16 protein-coding genes are annotated in these 18,342 nt (G+C 36.6%); 12 read left to right on the top strand and 4 right to left on the bottom strand.

The window, feature by feature from the left end; genetic code table 11:
• Nucleotides 1-155: 155 nt before the first annotated feature.
• From recD2 to BMX69_RS21870, 3 genes are all read left to right on the top strand, one after another.
• The gene (gene recD2, locus BMX69_RS21860; RefSeq protein ID WP_054791891.1) at nucleotides 156-2,381 is read left to right on the top strand and encodes an SF1B family DNA helicase RecD2; all 2,226 of its coding nucleotides are present in this window, start codon (nucleotides 156-158) and stop codon (nucleotides 2,379-2,381) included.
• Nucleotides 2,382-2,771: 390 nt separating this feature from the next.
• Nucleotides 2,772-3,482, top strand: a complete 711-nt coding sequence (locus tag BMX69_RS21865) for a ComF family protein (RefSeq protein ID WP_100043512.1) — start codon at nucleotides 2,772-2,774, stop codon at nucleotides 3,480-3,482.
• 51 nt (nucleotides 3,483-3,533) lie between these two features.
• Nucleotides 3,534-4,025, top strand: a complete 492-nt coding sequence (locus BMX69_RS21870) for a GNAT family N-acetyltransferase (protein WP_100043513.1) — start codon at nucleotides 3,534-3,536, stop codon at nucleotides 4,023-4,025.
• 80 nt (nucleotides 4,026-4,105) lie between these two features.
• On the opposite strand, the gene BMX69_RS21875 is transcribed toward BMX69_RS21870, so the two are convergent.
• Both BMX69_RS21875 and BMX69_RS21880 read right to left on the bottom strand, forming a co-directional pair.
• Nucleotides 4,106-4,456 (bottom strand): helix-turn-helix domain-containing protein, encoded by a 351-nt coding sequence (locus tag BMX69_RS21875; RefSeq protein WP_054791892.1) that lies wholly within the window; start codon nucleotides 4,454-4,456, stop codon nucleotides 4,106-4,108.
• Between the two features lie 303 nt (nucleotides 4,457-4,759).
• The gene (locus BMX69_RS21880; RefSeq protein ID WP_100043514.1) at nucleotides 4,760-6,190 is read right to left on the bottom strand and encodes a sugar transferase; all 1,431 of its coding nucleotides are present in this window, start codon (nucleotides 6,188-6,190) and stop codon (nucleotides 4,760-4,762) included.
• An 851-nt stretch (nucleotides 6,191-7,041) separates the two neighbouring features.
• Here BMX69_RS21880 and pssD point away from each other — a divergent pair.
• The 9 genes from pssD to BMX69_RS21925 are packed head-to-tail and all read left to right on the top strand — an operon-like array spanning nucleotide 7,042 to nucleotide 15,203.
• Complete coding sequence (gene pssD, locus BMX69_RS21885; protein WP_100043515.1) at nucleotides 7,042-7,506, top strand: PssD/Cps14F family polysaccharide biosynthesis glycosyltransferase; 465 nt, start codon at nucleotides 7,042-7,044, stop codon at nucleotides 7,504-7,506.
• A gap of 16 nt (nucleotides 7,507-7,522) precedes the next feature.
• On the top strand, nucleotides 7,523-8,020 hold the full coding sequence (locus BMX69_RS21890; RefSeq protein ID WP_100043516.1) for a glycosyltransferase: 498 nt from the start codon (nucleotides 7,523-7,525) through the stop codon (nucleotides 8,018-8,020).
• Nucleotides 8,017-8,751, top strand: coding sequence for a glycosyltransferase family 32 protein (locus BMX69_RS21895; protein ID WP_100043517.1), 735 nt, complete (start codon nucleotides 8,017-8,019; stop codon nucleotides 8,749-8,751). Before BMX69_RS21890 ends, BMX69_RS21895 begins: the two co-directional genes overlap by 4 nt.
• 9 nt (nucleotides 8,752-8,760) lie before the next feature.
• Nucleotides 8,761-9,711 carry a glycosyltransferase family 2 protein gene (locus BMX69_RS21900; RefSeq protein ID WP_100043518.1) on the top strand — a complete coding sequence of 317 codons (951 nt, stop codon included), beginning with the start codon at nucleotides 8,761-8,763 and terminating at the stop codon, nucleotides 9,709-9,711.
• Nucleotides 9,712-9,729: 18 nt separating this feature from the next.
• The gene (locus tag BMX69_RS21905; RefSeq protein ID WP_100043519.1) at nucleotides 9,730-10,917 is read left to right on the top strand and encodes an O-antigen ligase family protein; all 1,188 of its coding nucleotides are present in this window, start codon (nucleotides 9,730-9,732) and stop codon (nucleotides 10,915-10,917) included.
• A 22-nt stretch (nucleotides 10,918-10,939) separates the two neighbouring features.
• The gene (locus tag BMX69_RS21910; protein ID WP_147297043.1) at nucleotides 10,940-12,004 is read left to right on the top strand and encodes a polysaccharide pyruvyl transferase family protein; all 1,065 of its coding nucleotides are present in this window, start codon (nucleotides 10,940-10,942) and stop codon (nucleotides 12,002-12,004) included.
• 2 nt (nucleotides 12,005-12,006) lie between these two features.
• Entirely contained in the window at nucleotides 12,007-13,416 is a 1,410-nt protein-coding gene (locus BMX69_RS21915) for an oligosaccharide flippase family protein (protein ID WP_100043521.1), read from the top strand.
• Nucleotides 13,413-14,405, top strand: coding sequence for a glycosyltransferase family 2 protein (locus BMX69_RS21920; protein ID WP_100043522.1), 993 nt, complete (start codon nucleotides 13,413-13,415; stop codon nucleotides 14,403-14,405). The genes BMX69_RS21915 and BMX69_RS21920 overlap by 4 nt, the downstream gene beginning before the upstream one ends.
• Before the next feature lie 6 nt (nucleotides 14,406-14,411).
• Nucleotides 14,412-15,203, top strand: coding sequence for an SDR family NAD(P)-dependent oxidoreductase (locus tag BMX69_RS21925; protein WP_100043523.1), 792 nt, complete (start codon nucleotides 14,412-14,414; stop codon nucleotides 15,201-15,203).
• A gap of 801 nt (nucleotides 15,204-16,004) precedes the next feature.
• Here the strand turns inward: BMX69_RS21925 and istB are convergent.
• Nucleotides 16,005-16,781: an IS21-like element helper ATPase IstB gene (gene istB, locus BMX69_RS21930; protein WP_054792194.1), complete on the bottom strand. Its 777-nt coding sequence runs from the start codon at nucleotides 16,779-16,781 to the stop codon at nucleotides 16,005-16,007.
• Complete coding sequence (gene istA, locus BMX69_RS21935; RefSeq protein ID WP_100041379.1) at nucleotides 16,778-18,256, bottom strand: IS21 family transposase; 1,479 nt, start codon at nucleotides 18,254-18,256, stop codon at nucleotides 16,778-16,780. The genes istB and istA overlap by 4 nt, the downstream gene beginning before the upstream one ends.
• Nucleotides 18,257-18,342: the final 86 nt, after the last annotated feature.

Raw genomic sequence — 18,342 nt, forward strand, 5'->3', positions numbered from 1 at the left:
CATCGCAAGATTCCGGCGGGGCTGGTTTTGCGGCAGTCCGCTTGTATTTGTGCGTACAACGAGCCGGGTGGAGATGTTTATTCTTCATTCGGCGTCTGACGCGATAACGATAAGAAACCTGTAAAGCGCGTTTCTTATCGTTTACGGGAGGAGCCATGGCAACAGTCTGCGGATTTGTAGAGAAAATTAAATACAGGAACGAGGACAACGGCTACACTGTACTGAGTCTTGTGGATGCTGGAGAAGAGTATACCCTTGTGGGAAGTTTCCATTACATAAGCGAGGGCGAAATGATTGAAGCCGTAGGATCCATGACCGAGCATCCGGTTTATGGGGAACAGATGACCGTAGAGAGCTATGAGATCAAGGCCCCGGAGGATACTGCGGCTATGGAACGGTACCTGGGATCAGGAGCCATCAAGGGTATCGGGGCAGCTCTGGCCTCCAGGATCGTCCGCCGCTTTAAAGCTGATACATTCCGTGTCATGGAAGAGGAGCCGGAACGGCTTTCTGAAGTAAAAGGAGTCAGCGAAAAGATGGCGATGTCTATTTCTCAGCAGGTAGAGGAGAAAAAGGAGATGCGCCAGGCCATGATGTTCCTTCAGGAGTATGGAATTACCATGAATCTGGCGGTAAAGATCTATCAGGAGTATGGACCCAGGCTTTACAGCGTGTTAAAGGAGAACCCTTACCAGCTGGCGGATGACATTCCTGGCGTAGGATTTAAAATGGCGGATGAAATTGCCAGAAAAGCAGGGATTTTCACAGATTCGGATTTCCGTATCAAATGCGGCGTGCTGTACATCCTTTTACAGGCTACGGCAAACGGTCATACCTATCTGCCAGAGGAAGAGCTTTTGTCCCAGGCCTCGGAGCTTCTTAAAATAGAGCCTTCTTTTATAGAAAAGCATCTGATGGATATGCAGCTGGATAAACGGCTTGTCATCCGGGAGCTGGAAGGAAAACGGATTGTTTACGCTTCCCTGTATTATTACATGGAACTGAATGTGGCAAAGATGCTTCATGACTTAAATATCAGGGGGCGGATGCCGGAAGAGGAGATCCAGACCCAGCTTCTTAAGCTTCAAAAGGAAGAGCAGATTGAGCTGGACGAAAAACAGGTTCAGGCAGTGGTGGAAGCAGTAAACAGCGGACTTCTTATCATCACCGGTGGTCCGGGTACCGGTAAGACGACCACCATCAACACGATCATACGGTTCTTTGAAAGCCAGGAGATGGAAATTCTCCTGGCGGCTCCTACCGGCAGGGCAGCAAAGAGGATGACGGAAGCCACCGGATATGAGGCGAGGACCATCCATCGGCTCCTGGAGCTGACTGGGGTCCCGGGAGATGACCGGTCTCTGGGGATGCATTTTGAAAGAAATGAGGAAAATCCTCTGGATGCCGACGCAGTGATCATTGATGAGACCTCCATGGTGGATATCCATTTGATGCAGTCTCTGCTAAAAGCAATTAATCCGGGGACAAGGCTAATCCTTGTAGGGGATGTGAATCAGCTTCCCAGCGTTGGCCCTGGTAACGTACTTCGGGATATGATTGATTCCGGAAGCTTTAACGTAGTTATGCTCACTAAGATTTTCCGTCAGGCAACCCAAAGCGATATTGTGGTCAATGCCCATAAGATCAACAGGGGAGAGCAGGTCCCTCTGGGAAAAAAGAGCAATGATTTTCTCTTCATAAAGAGAGAGGACCCCAATTCGATCATCAATGCCATGATCACCTTGGTTCAGGACAAACTGCCCGGTTATGTTCATGCTAAGACCTATGATATTCAGATCATGACGCCAATGAGAAAAGGCGCCATCGGTGTGGAACGGTTAAATACCATTTTACAGGAATATTTAAATCCCCCTGGAGAAGGAAAAGCTGAAAAGGAAACGACCGGAGTCACTTACCGGGTAGGCGATAAGGTCATGCAGATCAAGAATAATTATAACATTGAGTGGGAGGTCCGTAACAAGTATGGGATTCCTATGGACAAGGGCACCGGTGTTTACAATGGGGATATGGGAATTGTCCGGGAAATCAATGCCTTTGCAGAGCTGGTAACCGTGGAATTCGACGAAAGGCGCATGGTGGAATACAGCTTTAAACAGCTGGAAGAACTGGAGCTTGCCTATGCCATTACCATTCACAAGTCTCAGGGAAGCGAATACCCGGCAGTGGTCATTCCCGTTTTTTCCGGTCCAAGGATGTTAATGACCAGGAACTTAATTTACACAGCGGTGACTCGTGCAAAATCTTGTGTCTGCCTGGTGGGAATGCCGGAAATCTTCGGAGATATGGTGAATAATGAAATGGAGCAGAGGAGATATTCGGGATTAAAGGACCGGATCTGCGAAATCAGTAAGTTAAATTAAATGAGAGAAAGATGCTATGTGTGTTTTTCTCTTTATCGCAGTGGCTGCCGGGGGAATATGTATGCATGTTTGTTCGGCCTGCCACTTGCGTAAATTCTTTGGTCAGACAGGCTTTGTGCGAGGCGTCTATCTTATGATCTTTTATTTTTTTAAATTTCTGTTTTAAAATTCTGTATTTCTGTTTTTAATTTCTGTATTTCTGTTCTTAATTTTAGTTTCCAATTACTGTTTTTAATTACTGTTTTCAATTACTGTTTCCAATTGATGTTTTCAATTTCTATTTTAATTACTGTTTTCAATTTTTATTTATTTTCTAGCTTAATTTTACTTTTTAATTCTTTTCTTTAATTCAATCTTTAATTCTATTCTTTTTAAGGAGAATCTTATAATATGTACCCTTCATATTTTGTTGATCTGCTATTTCCCAGACGATGCCCAGTCTGTGACGAAATCGTTATGCCAAAAGGCGGGCTGATTTGCCCGGAATGTGTGAAAAAACTATCATTTGTCAAGAATCCAGTCTGTAAAAGATGTGGGAAGGAGGTCATAAGTACTGATATAGAGTACTGCTTTGACTGTGTCAGGCATAAGCGTACCTTTGAGTATGGCAGGGCCCTTTTGAATTATGATGAAACTGCCGGAAGCTCAATGGCGAAAATAAAATATAAGAATAAGCGGGAATACCTGGATTTTTATGAGGAAGCCATCTATGCTCGGTATGGGAAACTGATCCGCCGCATGGAGGCAGACGTCCTTGTTCCTGTTCCCGTCCATCCTTCCAGGAAAAAGGAGAGGGGGTTTAATCAAGCGGAGATTTTGGCTCGTAGGATTGGAGAACATCTTGGACTCGCTGTTTGTCCCTCAATGCTGGTAAGAAATAAAAAAACCATGCCCCAAAAGGGGCTTGATCCTGCGGGGAGGCTTAAGAATCTGGAGGAGGCATTTTCAGCAGGAAATATGATAGAAGGGGTGGAGGGGGTCATTTTAGTGGATGATATTTATACCACGGGGAGCACCATAGAAGCCTGTACACGAGCTCTGAAAAAGGCTGGAATAAAAAGGGTTTATTTTCTTGCAATTTGTATTGGACGAGGACAGTAGTTTGATGTATGATACATTTGTTAAGTCCAATCATACCCAGGAGGAAATAATATGGTGATCAGAACCGCAGAAGAAAAGGATATGCCGGAGCTTTTAAAGATTTATAATTATGAAGTGGAACATGGACTGGCTACATTTGATTTGAATCCTAAAACAATGGAGGAGCGGCTGGTCTGGTTTCGGGAACATAACGTGGGGAATCATCCATTGATCGTGGCAGAAGAAGATGGTAAAGCATTGGGGTATGCCAGCCTTTCCTCTTACCGTCCAAAAGAAGCTTATGCAGCCACAGTAGAACTGTCCGTATATATTGATAGGGATTACCGTCGCAGAGGCATAGCCGGGGAATTAGCTTATGCAATTATTGAGATGGCTAAGGAACGGGATGATATTCATACGGTTATTTCTGTAATAACCGGAGGGAACGAAGCGAGCATCCGGCTTCATGAGAGATTGGGATTTATTCATTGCGGGACTATAAGGGAAGTGGGAGTAAAGTTTGGGAAGATGTTGGATATTGAGAATTATCAGATGCTGGTTTAGAAATTATGCAATCAGATATAAAAGGAACATATTGCAATTCACCTGTAAAAGCGGGGACTGGAATATGTTCCTTTTTATCTTTATCTATTATCACTGGCTTTCATAAATAATTTTAATAAATCCAGCGCATAACGTCGTTTCTGATCACTACATTGCCCAAGGAGGCTAATAACGGCCTGCTGTTCGCCCATAAGTGCGTCGGTTTCTTTTTCTGATTCCGTTGTTCCGTAAATCAGATAATCTAAAGAAACATTCAAACTTGATGCGATGCTTAACATAGTCTCAACAGACATCCCGCATGTTCCTCGCTCAATATCCTGACAATATTTATAAGCACGACCAATTTTTTTTGCTAGTTCCTCTTGCGTCCAACCGATTAGAATTCGCCGATAACGTATTCTTTGACCTACTTCAATCTTGTTGTACTTCATTTATGACCTCTAAACTTTCCACAATTTCTTTTTTATTATTCGAATATTAAAGTGAATAAAGATATAGGTAACACCTGTTTTAAAAGTATATCACCAATGTAAATTTAAATAACTGGAAAATTTATGAAGAAGTAGAAGAATGAATTTGAGATGGTCTGCGGTGAAAGATAATGGATGCTGGTGATTATAAAAGCTATTGAAGATATAATAAGATATTATTGAAATTATGCAAATAGTAAAAGTTAAAAAAATTAGGTTATACCAGCGGTTTATTAAACCACTGGTATAACCTAATTATATAATCTATAAAGCGCCTTCCCTGTAAGCAACTACACCTACTGTCTTCAGCAATATTTTAATATCTAGCTTAAAATTCCATTCGGTTATGTATTTCTTATCCAATTTGACTACTTCCTCAAAGTCCGTAATGCTGCTTCTGCCACTGACCTGCCATAATCCGGTCAGCCCGGGTTTGATTGACAGCCTTGCCCGGTGATGCAGTTCGTATTTATTCCACTCATCTATTGTGGGAGGACGGGTTCCGACTAGGCTCATATCACCTTTTAATACGTTCCACATCTGAGGCCATTCATCAAGGGAATAATTACGCATAAAGCTTCCGATTCCCTTCTCTCCCCCTATAATACGCGGATCGTTGTCCATCTTAAACATCATGCCGTCTTTTATGCGATTCTGCTCCATCAGTTCCTTTTTGCGCTTTTCTGCGTCCATGTACATACTGCGGAACTTATATATTTTAAATCTTTTTCCATTCTTGCCGACACGGACCTGTGAAAATAGAATAGGCCCAGGTGAATGGATATAAATACAAGGAGCGAGAACCAGATACAGAAAGGCGGCTATGATACAGCCAATGGTACCGCCTGCAATGTCCATAACTCTTTTCACAAAAAGTTGCTTTGAACTTGCCATGTTAATGCTGATGGTCAATACCGTATAATCTCCTATACGCTCTACTCGCTGCTTTTGATCACTTAAAGCAGTGATATCGATAAGATTCTGATGAACTGTTATCCCCATTTCGATAAAACTATCGACAGTATTTTCTAATGGAGAAAAATCTCTTGGTAGATTTATAAACACTTCATCCACCCATTTACGGCGTACATAATTTACCACATTCCCGATATCGGAGACTACAGGTATGCCGTCTATTTCATTACCTGTCAAATCGGCATCCGCAATAACGATTCCACTAATTTGAAAACCTTCATAATTGTGATTGCATACATTATTCAAAACCGGTATAGCCATATCCTTGCTTGTGATGATCAGCAGGGAACGTTTCCCGTTATTGCCTAGTCCAGAATTTTTCAGGTGATCTTTCCAGAATATTCTGATTAGGTATGTGGAAAATGCGTAGAACATTCCGGTAAGAAGCAATATGATACGGGAATATAGTTCTCCTGTTTGTGTTAGGAAAAAATATGAGACGGTAAAAAGGATCACCATACTGGTATGCTTCAGCGTTTCAATAAGTTCTTTGTAATATCCTCTTTTTAAGACATCCTTAAAACTATCAAAGAAAAATGTAACGATTATTTGAATCATAAAAAGAAGAATAGCCATATTACGATAAAGAAAAGTCCGGTACGGTCTGAAATTTTCTTGCCGAATAAAATAGGCCAGAATAAATGATATCTGCAGACATAATGCATCTAGAATTATGAAATCGAGATATTTAAACCAGCCTTCATTTGCTTTTTTGTACATCATCTCACCCCATTTACCCATTATTAGTTGATTTGAAACTGGCGTTAATAACAGGTTGTAAACGTATGTTAAGAACCTGTATTAATTATACCTTTTATAGGGGGATTGTCAATGTTTGAACGGGAATTAGTGAGGTTTTTGGCTGATTTTCGTAGTTTTTTAATGAAGGAGTGTTACAAGGAAGTTACTGGTTACAAGATTAAAGTGAAACTTTTTATAATATGAGATTTGTAAGATAAAGTGAGATTTTAATTATTTTGATTTAATAGAATAGATTGACAACACCTTTTATCCAGGTATAATAAAAGTATGTTTTTAACAGTTATTTAATGAAAAGTATCCATTTTTATAAGAGAGTGATTCTATTCTAATTATGTTTCTCGATTTATGATAGGAATTTTGTATGAAGCGTATACGGTTATTAGTCCTATATTAGTTAATTAAAAATTTTATAATAAAAACTGACCGAATTTGTGTATGGATAAAAGAAATGATCAAGAGGTAACATTATTGTCATAAAAAGTATATGTGATATGAAATCTTACAGTATAATATGGATATGCCATAATATGAGTGCCACAGAATATGCTTATGCCATATTAAGCATGTATCATAATATGAATGCGGCATAATATGCATGCGAAATAATAGGAACAACTCCGTATTATGCTCGTTCATTGGAATTACAAATGAATAGAGTGGAAAATTAGAAAAACAGCACATAGAAAATTGTGAGAGCGATTAGGAGTGCTTGGTAAGGGCACTCCTAAAATTATATGGTTAAAATATTCAGTGATGAAAGAATATGAAAGAATTGTAATATGATATTCATTAGAAGGGTAGGGGGGACTATGAAAAACGATAAATTAAAGGTCTGTTTGGTTGGATCGTCAGGTGGGCATTTGACACACTTATATATGCTGAAACCATTTTGGGAAAATAAAGATCGGTTTTGGGTTACCTTTGACAAAGAAGATGCACGTTCTTTACTTCAGGGGGAAATATTTTATCCGGCATATTATCCTTCAAACCGATCAATTAAGGCACTTCTAATTAATACATGGCGTGCTCTAAGGATACTTAGAAAAGAAAAGCCAGATTTAATTATTTCATCTGGAGCAGCAGCTGCTGTTCCTTTTTTTTGGATAGGAAAAATATTTGGGTCAAAGACAATATATATAGAAGTGTTTGATAGAATTGATGCTTCAACACTTGCAGGTAAACTCTGTTATCCAGTCACAGATAGATTTATTGTAGAATGGGATGAGATGAAGGCAGTATATCCTAAAGCAATTAATCTAGGCAGTATATTCTAAGGATGGTGAAAATAATATGATTTTTGTTACAGTTGGAACACATGAACAGCAGTTTAATCGTTTGGTTGAGTACATGGATAAATGGGCTGAGAGACATGATGAGAAAGTGATTATTCAGTCTGGTTACAGCACATATGAGCCTAAGATTGCAACATGGTCGATACTGTTTCCATACTCAAAGATGGTAGAAATGGTTGAAGAAGCAAGAATTGTAATTACGCATGGTGGACCATCAAGCTTTATAATGCCATTGCAAATTGGTAAAACGCCAGTAGTTGTTCCGAGAAAACATAGTTTTAATGAGCATGTTAATGATCACCAAGTGAAGTTTTGTAAAGAAGTAGAAAGTAGAATGGGAACTATTTTGGTTGTTGAAGATGTGGAGAATCTGGGGACGATTCTTGAGAATTATGATAAAATTAAAAAAGATGGGAAAAATACCAGTAATAATGCCAAGTTCAATGCGGACTTAAGTGAAATTGTAAATGAGATGTTTGAGGAGAAGATATCATGATACCCAAAACGATACACTATTGTTGGTTTGGCGACAATCCTAAGAGTGAGTTAATAAAAAAATGTATTGAAAGTTGGAAAGAATTTGCACCAGATTTTGATATTGTAGAATGGAATGAAACGAATTTTGATATTAGCAAATACAAATACGCCAAACAAGCATATGAAAAAAAGAACTATGCATTTGTATCTGATGTTGCAAGGTTTGATGTGTTAAATACATATGGTGGAATATATTTAGACACGGATGTAGAACTGATAAAACCGATAGAAAGGTTATTGAATAATAACCTTTTTATGGGCTATGATCAAAAAGGTTTAATTGCAACTGGATTGATAATGGGGAGCGAGCCTAAAAAAGAAATGCTTGAAGAAATTTTGGAATATTATTCAAAAAATTCCTTTCTTTTACAAAATGGGCTTCCTGATAATACTACTGTTGTAACAATTGTAAGTGACATCTTAAAAGGTAATGGATTTATCTTAAATGGTGACTATTATGAAGATCCTTCAACATTAACACTATATCCAAGTGAGGTATTTGATCCATTTGACTATGAAAATGACAGGATGAAAATAACAGATTCAACAATTTCTATTCATCATTATGCTGCTTCTTGGAAAAGTGAAAATGATAAAAGGATTTATCGAATAGGGAAATTAATTAAAAAAATCGTGGGCAATCATGCCTACGATAAAATTGCTAGAATTAAACACAAAATTATAGGATGAGTAAATAGAATGATTTTTTCAATTATCATACCAATTTATAATGTTGAGAAATATTTAAAAAAGTGCATTACAAGTATTACCAATCAGAAATTTAATGATTATGAAATAATTATGATAGACGATTACAGTACAGATAATTCTCTTAAGATTGCTGAGGAGTATACCAACGATAAAAATATTAGATTAATAAAAAAGAAAAAGAATATGGGATTGTCTGATACTAGAAATGTGGGCATAGATAATAGCTCAGGAGACTATTTAATTTTTTTGGATTCTGATGATTATATTGAAGATGGGGCATTAGACTTATTAAGTAATGTAATAATTGACCAGGGATTTCCTGATATTATTTATACAGGATTTGTAGAAGAAAGAGAGAATGTAGCGGAGACAAAATTTGGATATGTTAGTAAAAGAGAGAGTTTGTATGATAGAGAGGGGTTTTTGAAAAGTGAACTTTCAAATAGAACGCTGTATGCGCCTGCATGTTTTGGCGTGTATAAAAGAAGTCTAATAGTTGAAAATCGTGTTTATTTTAAGATTGGATTACTTCATGAGGATGAGTTATGGACGCCAAGCATATTAATGAGGGCTCATACAATATATACAAGTGGTATTGCATTCTATCATTATGTTCGTAGAGATAATTCCATAACGAAAACTAAAGATAAAACACAAAACGGAATCGATTTGATATGTACCTGCTATGAATTGATTAGAGTATCTAATATGATTCATAATAAGCATATAAGAAAATTATTTAGAAATCATATAGCTATGCTTTATATGAAAGGTACCGCTATTGGGAAGCTGTATAAAAAAAATGATGGCGTTTGTATAGATCGATTTCTGCCATTTAAACTATCTTGTATGAAAAAAGATATAACAAAGGCTTTGCTATTTATGGTTAGTACAAGAGCTTACTGTATTTTAGACGAAAGATTAGGTGAGAAAAACTGAAATTAGAGGAGTACTTTTATGGGTAGTAAAACAATAAATAAGATGGATATGGCGATATATTGTTTATATATAGCTTTATTTAAACCGTATTTTTTACCAGAAACAATTAGAACCTTACTTAAGATAGTTCTTGTTTCAATAGTGATGATTTATTTATTCAATCATATGAAAGTAAAGGAACTAAAAAATGAGTCAGTTGTGTTCTGTGCATATGTGAGTATTTTAGGAGTTATACTATATGTATTACAAATGGCGAATATTAAAGCTGCTTTGGACGGAATATTATATGGAGTATGTTTTTTTGAGGTTTTTGCACTCATTAAGCATTGCTGTAATAGGGGCAAGAGTAGTCGTTTGCTAAAGTGCTTACTAAACATAACGTTTGTTTATTGCTTATTAACCATTGTATCTGTAGCAATATATGGAATTGAGAATAATTCAAATGATGCTTTGTATTTTTTTGGGTCTAAATTTAGCTCTAGCTACTTTTTTATATTTTATTTAGCGCTGTTTTATTCACTTTATTATGAAAAAATAAAGAAAAATTTATTGTGGAAAGCTGTTTTTGTTTCACTTATTCTAATAAGTGTAATTTTCTCGGCATACGTCATCTGTGCCACGGCTTTAGTATCAACATTTGTATTTGTTGTTTTCTTATTTTTGCCAGAGAAATTAAAGAGATTTTTGACTTCCCCAAGAATAGCAACTGTTTTTTTATTGCTGTCTGCTATTATTGTTCCTTTCTTGGGAGTACTATTAAATCTACCATTTGTAGAAAATTTTGTTGTAAATGTGCTGCATAAGACGAGCAATTTAACAAACAGGTTAAATCTGTATAATATTTATCTATTTCCTGTAATAAAGGAAAAATTGTGGTTTGGGCATGGGTATAGTAATGATGCATTGGAACTTGCGAGTGGAGTTATGTGGAATTCAAAACTTACATATTATGCCAATGCACAAAATGGTTTATTAGATTTTGTAGTTAAATTTGGTGTTGTTGGTGTTACAATTTTTTTGATATTGTTTTATAAATGTTTTCAAAAGGCAAAGAAGACTAGAAAAGTAGTAGGAATACAAACAGTAATATATGCTTTGATTTTAGCATCTATTGTCGAAGTGACAATAAATTGGATTTTTATTATAGGCATAGCATTAGTTTGTTGGCTTGATAATGATAATTTAGTAACACCAAAAAGTGTGTAAAAATAGCAAGGAGTATTATAAAGTGAAGATATGTATATTATCAATGCAAAGTATAGTAAATTATGGTTCGGTTCTACAGGCATATGCTCTCAGACGTTTACTGCAAAATCTGGGACATGAAGTTGATTTTATTGATATACAAGGAGATGGTGATAGCATACCAGAAATAGATTATAGTAACGATAATATGAGATGCAATTTGATGTATTTGTATCATAGACTTGCTAACCATTTACAACGAAAAAAGATAAAAGAATTTCAGATTGATGTGCTTGAACTTAATGAGACTAATAATTTGAAGGAGTATGATGTTTGTGTCATTGGTAGCGATGAAGTATTTAACTGTAATCAAAAATCTAGTTGGGGTTTTTCAATGCAATTGTTTGGTAAGGTTACAAATGCAAAAAAAGTCATTACATATGCTGCTTCTTGTGGGCAGACATCTTTTGAACAATTGACAGATGATAAGAAAGAAAAGATTAAATGTGCACTAAGAAATCTTAATGCAATTTCTGTACGAGATAAAAACACAATGGATTTCGTTAATGCTTTTGGATATCGACAGTGTAACTATAGTCTCGATCCAACACTAGTATATGATTTTTCGAAGGATTTATCTATTAGTTCTACTTCTAAAGGTAAATATAATAATATATGCTTGATTTATGCATATCAGGATAGAATTTCAGATCCGAGGGAGATTTCTTATATCAAAGAATTCTGCAAGAAAAAAGGATTGAGAATTGTAGCAGCAGGTGCATATCAATCATGGTTAAAGGAACAGTTGTATTTGAAGCCGTTTAAACTTTTAGAAGCATTTAGTCAAGCCGATTTTGTTATTACTGATACTTTTCATGGAGCAATTTTTTCTATAAAGTATACTGAAAGATTTGCAATACTTGTCCGAGATGGTAATAGAAATAAACTTCAAGATTTAGTTGAAAGATTAGGTGTAAAGAATCATCGGGCACAAGATATAAGTGATTTGGATAAGATTTATGGCTTAAAAAAAGAAACTGATACTATAGAAAGTGTTATTGCCATGGAAAAGGAAAAATCATACAAATACCTGAAAGAGCAAATTTAGTTATGAAAGAGAGTAGATCAAAATACTTATTGAAGAATACTGCAATTTTTACCATAGGTAATTTTGCGACGAAAATTATTTCTTTTTTTCTTATCCCATTATATACAAGTTCATTATGTACAGCTGAATATGGAATTGTCGATTTAGTTGCTACAATTCCAACTGTCACAATTCCTATCATTACACTTAATATTATAGAATCCGTGATGAGATTCAATATGGATAAAGATGCTGATAAAGATAAAATTACTAAAATAGGCATGGTAATTCTATTAGTTAGTATGGTTGTAGGATTAATTCTAATTCCCATCTGTAGATTATGGGATAAAGTTGATGGGCTTGAGACGATTATTTACCTTTATGTGATAAGTTTAGCTGCAAGTCAATTGTTTTTATGTGATTTAAGAGGGAAAGAGGAATTAGTTAAGTATTGTATTGGGAATATTGCAAATACAGCCCTTATTGCACTGTTTAATATTTGTTTTCTTGTCATTTTTAAATTGGGGATTACTGGTTATCTTCTAGCATACACATTGGCAAATACATTAATAGCGGTATATGCTTTTATAATCGGAAAAGGATACAAAGCTATTTTTGCAAAAATAGATAAAGTAAAGATGATAGAGATGATCAAGTATTCAGTTGTCCTTATACCGAATTCGTTTATGTGGTGGATAATAAATTCTTCAGATCACATTATGGTTACAAGCATGATAGGCGTGGCGGCAAATGGAGTGTACGCAATTTCGTATAAGGTGCCGACACTTATTAACACATTTACCGGTATTTTTAATCAAGCATGGGGCTATTCCGCAATCAAAGAAGAAGGATCTAAAGATGAAACGGAGTATAGCAATAAAGTGTTTGCTAACCTTATATCAGCCATTATGATTATTGGAATATGCATGATGTCGATAATTAAACCTTTTTTAAATGTATATGTTGCAGATGAGTATTTTGAAGCTTGGAAATATACTCCGTTTTTAATCGTTGGTATAGTATATATAACACTTGGCACATTTTTATCAACAAGTTATATGATACATAAAGATAGTATGGGGTTTTTGTTATCAGGCTCTTTTGGCGCAATGCTTAATATAATATTGAATTTCCTGCTAATACCATTAATCGGAGTATATGGTGCAGCGATAGCAACATGTGTAAGTTATATTGGTATATTCTCATTTAGGGTTTTCCACACAAGGAAATATTTGAAGTATAAAGTTCTTACAAGGGATTTTTGTATTGGAACAGTTGCGCTTTGGCTTTCTGGTGCTCTTATGTTTGTAGACAATTTAGTTGGGCAGATTTGTCAGATATTGATTGCATTTGTAATAATTGTACTGTTCCAAAAGACATGGAAGCCATTGCTATTTAGAATTATAGATAAAGTAAAGAAGGTAAAAAAATGAAGAAAGTATCAATTGTAATTCCATTATATAAATCAGAAAAATTTTTAACAAAACTATTGGATTCTATTATGAATCAGACATACAAAAATATTGAAATAATTCTAGTGGATGATGGTTCACCTGATACTAGCGGTGAAATAGCGGATAATTATGCAAAAAAAGATAATAGATTTTTGGTCATTCATAAAGAAAATGGTGGCTGTTGCGATGCTAGAAATAAGGGGTTAGAAAAAGCTTCTGGTGAATATTTAATGTTTGCAGATGGGGATGACTGGATGGAATTAGACTGTATTGAATATTTGGTTAGGATTGCAGAAGACAATGGATGTGAAATGTCAACAACAGATGCAATATTCACTACGAGAAATAGAGAACAGAATAATTTTGATAGTATTAGAGTGATGAATAAGTCAGATGCAGTAGCCAGTATAATTAATACTTTTTATATTCCAGTTGGTCCATGGAATAAATTATATAGTATGAAAATAGTAAAGGAAAATAATCTTTCATTTTCTGTTCCTTGGTTTGGCGAAGGACTTTATTTTTCCGCTATGGCGGCACAATATTCCAATAAGATGGCGGTTGGGCATCGAAAAGTATATAATTATAGGCTAAATAATCCTAATAGTGGATGTACACTTAAAGAAGTACAAAATGGTATTAATTCAATGAATAATATTCTCTATATCAAAAAGAGCTTGAAAGTAAACTCGAAATCAATTGAAGATGCATTAAATTGGCATATATGGACCAATTATTTTCATTTAGCTGATTATATTTATTCTGCATCTGCAGTGAAAGAATATAAAAATGAATACATAGAAGCTAAAAGTGAAATGAGAGTTTATATGCCAAAAGTAATGAAAAATAGTACTATTTCAGTTTCTGATAAAATCAAAATTTTATTAAAGACGATATTCCCTGTATTTTTCATTAAGTATGGAGATTATAAAGCAAAAAGAGCATTTCAAAACGATACAATGGAGTAAAATATTATGGGAATAAAATTGAGATTAAAAAAAATATTTTTACGAAGAGAATATCTGCCAATTTCACATCTGGTTCAAGAGAATAAAGAATTCGATGGTAAAGTAGCTTTAATCTCTGGCGGTTCTGGTGGAATTGGACTTGCAATTGCAAAGTCATTACAGGAAGCGGGGGGGACTGTTGTAATTGCAGGAACAAACGAAAAGAAACTTGAGTCTCTTAAAATGGAAACAGGATTAGATGCCATTGTTATGAATTACTATAAAACGGAATCCTTTGATACTGTTATTAAGGAAGTAGTTGCTCGACATGGGAAATTAGATGTATTTATCAGTTCGGCAGGAGTCCATACTGAAAAGGTGGATTTCTGGACAATGAATTCCGATGAATTCAATAGGGTAATGGATATTAATCTTAAAGGAGTATTTTTTGCATGCCAGTCAGTTGGTAAGTATATGAAGTCGAATAAGATAAGAGGAAGTATTTTACTAGTTTCTTCTTCAAGAGGTTCTGAACCAGCATGGTCTCCTTATGGCATTTCGAAATGGGGATTAAAAGGGTTGACAGAGGGGCTTGCAAAAATGTTTGTACCTTATGGTATTAATGTAAATTCTATTGCACCGGGATCTACAGCTACTAGTTTGATTGGTGTAAAAGAAGGAGATAGTATATCTTCAAGTGAAAATGAATTAGGTAGATTAGTCATGCCTGATGAGGTAGCTACTCTTGCTAAATTACTGGTAAGTGATGCAGGTAAGATGATAGATGGTGAGGTTGTTCATATCGCAGGTGGAAGGTGAACTTTTGACATTAGGTGATAAAATATAGTTAGTGTGATAAAGGAGAAGATACAAAGATGATGAAAATTAAATCATTTTATGAAAAGATGAGAAAAGTTCGATTAAGCAAAAAATGTAAATCGCTTAGGAATACAAATCTATCTTTGGTTTCAAATAATTGCACGGGGGGGGAATTCTTCATGATTTTGGAATGAAATTTAATACCCCGTTACACAAAAGTTTGACGAGCACAATCTTTTGATTGGTGGAATCAATAAAGTTCTTAATAAAAACATTTCATGGAAGAAATAAGAAACAAGAAACCAGCTAGCGATTGTGAACTTACAAAGTAACGTTGGTTAACAGGTAGAAAGCACAGAAGCAGCAAAAAATAAGGGGCGCTTCCAATGTAGTCAACATAGAAGATAAAAAAATGTGTCTGTCAGTGCGTCCAGATTAAGGACATATCATTGTGAATGTCAATGAAAATATTTACCACCTGACATTTTGAAAGTTTACCAGGTTGATACCGAATTAGTTTACCATTCCAACGATTTTGACATTCAAAAAGTTTACCACTCGTGACACTGAAAAAGTTTACCATTTGACAGTGAAAGAGTTTACCACTTTGCTTCTGATAAAGGGGAATACCCTGGAGCATTCCCCATATGTTATTACATTGTAACAACGACATCTGTCAATTCATCAAGTGCCTGGCAGTAATCATCGATTTCCTGTTACAGTTCTTTGATCTCCATCTGCTGATCAAAAATGGTTTCAAGCGCCTCTTGGTATTTGATATACAACTGGTTGTATGGTAGGTTATTCATGAACAGATTCCTCCTTCCCGTTTTCTGATACCACAGCGGCATGTTCTGCACGGTAAGGATTATCCGAATTCATATTTAATACATGTGACCGAAAAGTAAGCCTGTCAATTAATGCAGTTACCATGGTCTGGTTTTCAAACATGGTAGTCCATTCGGAGAACCGTAGATTTGTTGAAACGATGACACTTTTCCGCTCTGCACGGTCTGCCACGACTTTGAATAGTAGCTCTGACTGATGCCGGTTAAAGGTCAGATAGCTCAGCTCATCAATAATAAGTAATTCAGCTTTGGATATCTGTTTTTCCAATCGAACCAACCGATGATTGTCCTGAGCTTCAATGAGCTCATTGGAAAGATTAGCTGCTGTATAGAACTTTACATTCATGCCCTGCATACAGGCCTTCACGCCAAGCCCTATGGACAGGTGGGTCTTGCCGGTTCCAGGATTGCCTATCATTACGATATTCTGTTTCTTTGTAACAAAGTCGCAGGAGGCAAGTTCTTTTAAAAATGCTTCGTCCATGTGTTCGAAGCGGGAAAGATCCAGTTCATCCATGGTCTTTATATAAGGGAAAGAAGCCACTTTTATTTTTCGTTTGCGAGTGCTTTCCTGTCTGGAATCCAGTTCCAGTTTCATCAACTGTATGAGGAAATACTCATAGCCCTGATTCTTATCTAACTGTCGTATAACATCGGCGTAATTGTTGAACATCGGTGTCCGCAACTGCTTAGAATACATTTCAATGGTTTGTACCTGCAATTCTTTCAATGTATAGCCACCCCACATTTCTCATCGTATTTGGTGAGATCCATCTGAGTAACCGGAATTTCATTACTTAGATATACGATATTTGATTCTGGGTTCTCATGGAGCTGGCTCCGTATCATATCCACGGACGGCACGATGTTTTTTGGAAGCTGTTCCCTGATGGAAAGGATTCTTTCTTCGCCATAGTCAACGCATAGACGCAGGAGCTTTACCATCTCCTTATTGCCGCCCGGAAGCAGTCTTCCCCAGTCGAGCAGTTCCTTGGTCACATTTCGTCTGACAGGCTTTGCCTGAAATACAGCGCGTGGCTTTCTTTCCAGAAGGTCGATGTAATGCTCCAAACGGTATTCTATTTTACCGGATCCATAGAGCCGACAAAAGGTTGAAGCCAACTCCCCCTCATGGAAGATACATACCTCATTGGCATAGCCTTTTACAGTCATCTGTTTACGTAGATAGCGGACAGGGACCGAGTAATCATTCTTATCAAACCGGAGGGTTGAATAATCTCCAACTGTTGGAGTAGCAATACGGCTGGTATCGTAGCGGTAAGCTGGGATCTGCTTTAAATAGTACCATTCTTCCTCATAAGCTTCCTTTACGGTGCAGGAGCGTGAATCTACCTTGTGAGCGTTCCGATAATTCAGACAATCCTTGATAAGATGTTCATTCAACTCTGCAAGGTTAGCGACTCTTGGAACCGGCACCATGAAATTTCGGCGGGCATAACCCACCAGATTTTCTACCAGACCTTTTTCATTACCACTGGCAATGTTACAGAAATCTGTTTGGAAAGCATAGTGGGCGGCAAATGACCTATACCCTTTCGTAGCTCTGGCATGCAGACCAAAACCGTCACTTACAGCTACCTTGGCATTGTCAAAGATGAGCCTTTTAGGAATGCCCTTGAAATAATCAAACATTCTCTGCTGGGCTTCCAGAAAGGACTCCAGATTCTGTGAATAAAATGCCTGTACAAAAATGTCGCAGCTGTAGCAGAGCCTTCCGCAGAAGAAGTTGATTTTTGTTTTCTTACCATCCAGATAGATGGTGGCTTCACCCCAGTCGATTTGAATGGCATCGCCTGCATCGTATTCCAATGGGATATCGGCCTGGGGAGGGACAAGATGTTCAGCCCGTAGATTTCGTACTACTTCCCGAACTGTAGAGTAGGAACCAGTAAAGTTTTTTTCTACAACAAGCCGGTCATATATTCGTTTGGCAGTATGCTGTTGTTTGGACAGCTTTTCTTCCATGTCCTGCTTTATGCAGGCAATGATAAAGCTTTTGATGTCATTTGTAATGACGTTGTTTGTGCGGGTGTAAGATTTGCGCACATTTGGATGTGTACTGCCTTCGCAATACTTTTTGACGGTCTGTCTGGAAATGCCTAGACGTTTGGCAATAGACCGCTGGGATTCACCCTCCGTATGGAGAGTGCGGATTTGGGAGTATAAATCCACTTCAATAATCACCTTTCTTTCATCTCCTTGTAAGATTTTTGTACTTCTCAATCTTACAGGAATTTATTTCAAGGTGGTAAACTAATTCAGTGTCAAAT

It is taken from the genome of Lacrimispora sphenoides JCM 1415, assembly GCF_900105615.1.
GTDB classification, from domain to species: domain Bacteria; phylum Bacillota; class Clostridia; order Lachnospirales; family Lachnospiraceae; genus Lacrimispora; species Lacrimispora sphenoides.

Excerpts from the sequence above, each read along its gene's own strand:
- BMX69_RS21880 (WP_100043514.1), bottom strand. The coding sequence starts at position 6,190 with ATGTACAAAAAAGCAAATGAAGGCTGGTTTAAATATCTCGATTTCATA.
- BMX69_RS21865 (WP_100043512.1), top strand. The coding sequence starts at position 2,772 with ATGTACCCTTCATATTTTGTTGATCTGCTATTTCCCAGACGATGCCCA.
- pssD (WP_100043515.1), top strand. The coding sequence starts at position 7,042 with ATGAAAAACGATAAATTAAAGGTCTGTTTGGTTGGATCGTCAGGTGGG.
- BMX69_RS21905 (WP_100043519.1), top strand. The coding sequence starts at position 9,730 with ATGGGTAGTAAAACAATAAATAAGATGGATATGGCGATATATTGTTTA.
- recD2 (WP_054791891.1), top strand. The coding sequence starts at position 156 with ATGGCAACAGTCTGCGGATTTGTAGAGAAAATTAAATACAGGAACGAG.
- BMX69_RS21925 (WP_100043523.1), top strand. The coding sequence starts at position 14,412 with ATGGGAATAAAATTGAGATTAAAAAAAATATTTTTACGAAGAGAATAT.
- BMX69_RS21900 (WP_100043518.1), top strand. The coding sequence starts at position 8,761 with ATGATTTTTTCAATTATCATACCAATTTATAATGTTGAGAAATATTTA.
- BMX69_RS21890 (WP_100043516.1), top strand. The coding sequence starts at position 7,523 with ATGATTTTTGTTACAGTTGGAACACATGAACAGCAGTTTAATCGTTTG.
- BMX69_RS21895 (WP_100043517.1), top strand. The coding sequence starts at position 8,017 with ATGATACCCAAAACGATACACTATTGTTGGTTTGGCGACAATCCTAAG.
- BMX69_RS21870 (WP_100043513.1), top strand. The coding sequence starts at position 3,534 with ATGGTGATCAGAACCGCAGAAGAAAAGGATATGCCGGAGCTTTTAAAG.
- BMX69_RS21920 (WP_100043522.1), top strand. The coding sequence starts at position 13,413 with ATGAAGAAAGTATCAATTGTAATTCCATTATATAAATCAGAAAAATTT.
- BMX69_RS21875 (WP_054791892.1), bottom strand. The coding sequence starts at position 4,456 with ATGAAGTACAACAAGATTGAAGTAGGTCAAAGAATACGTTATCGGCGA.
- BMX69_RS21915 (WP_100043521.1), top strand. The coding sequence starts at position 12,007 with ATGAAAGAGAGTAGATCAAAATACTTATTGAAGAATACTGCAATTTTT.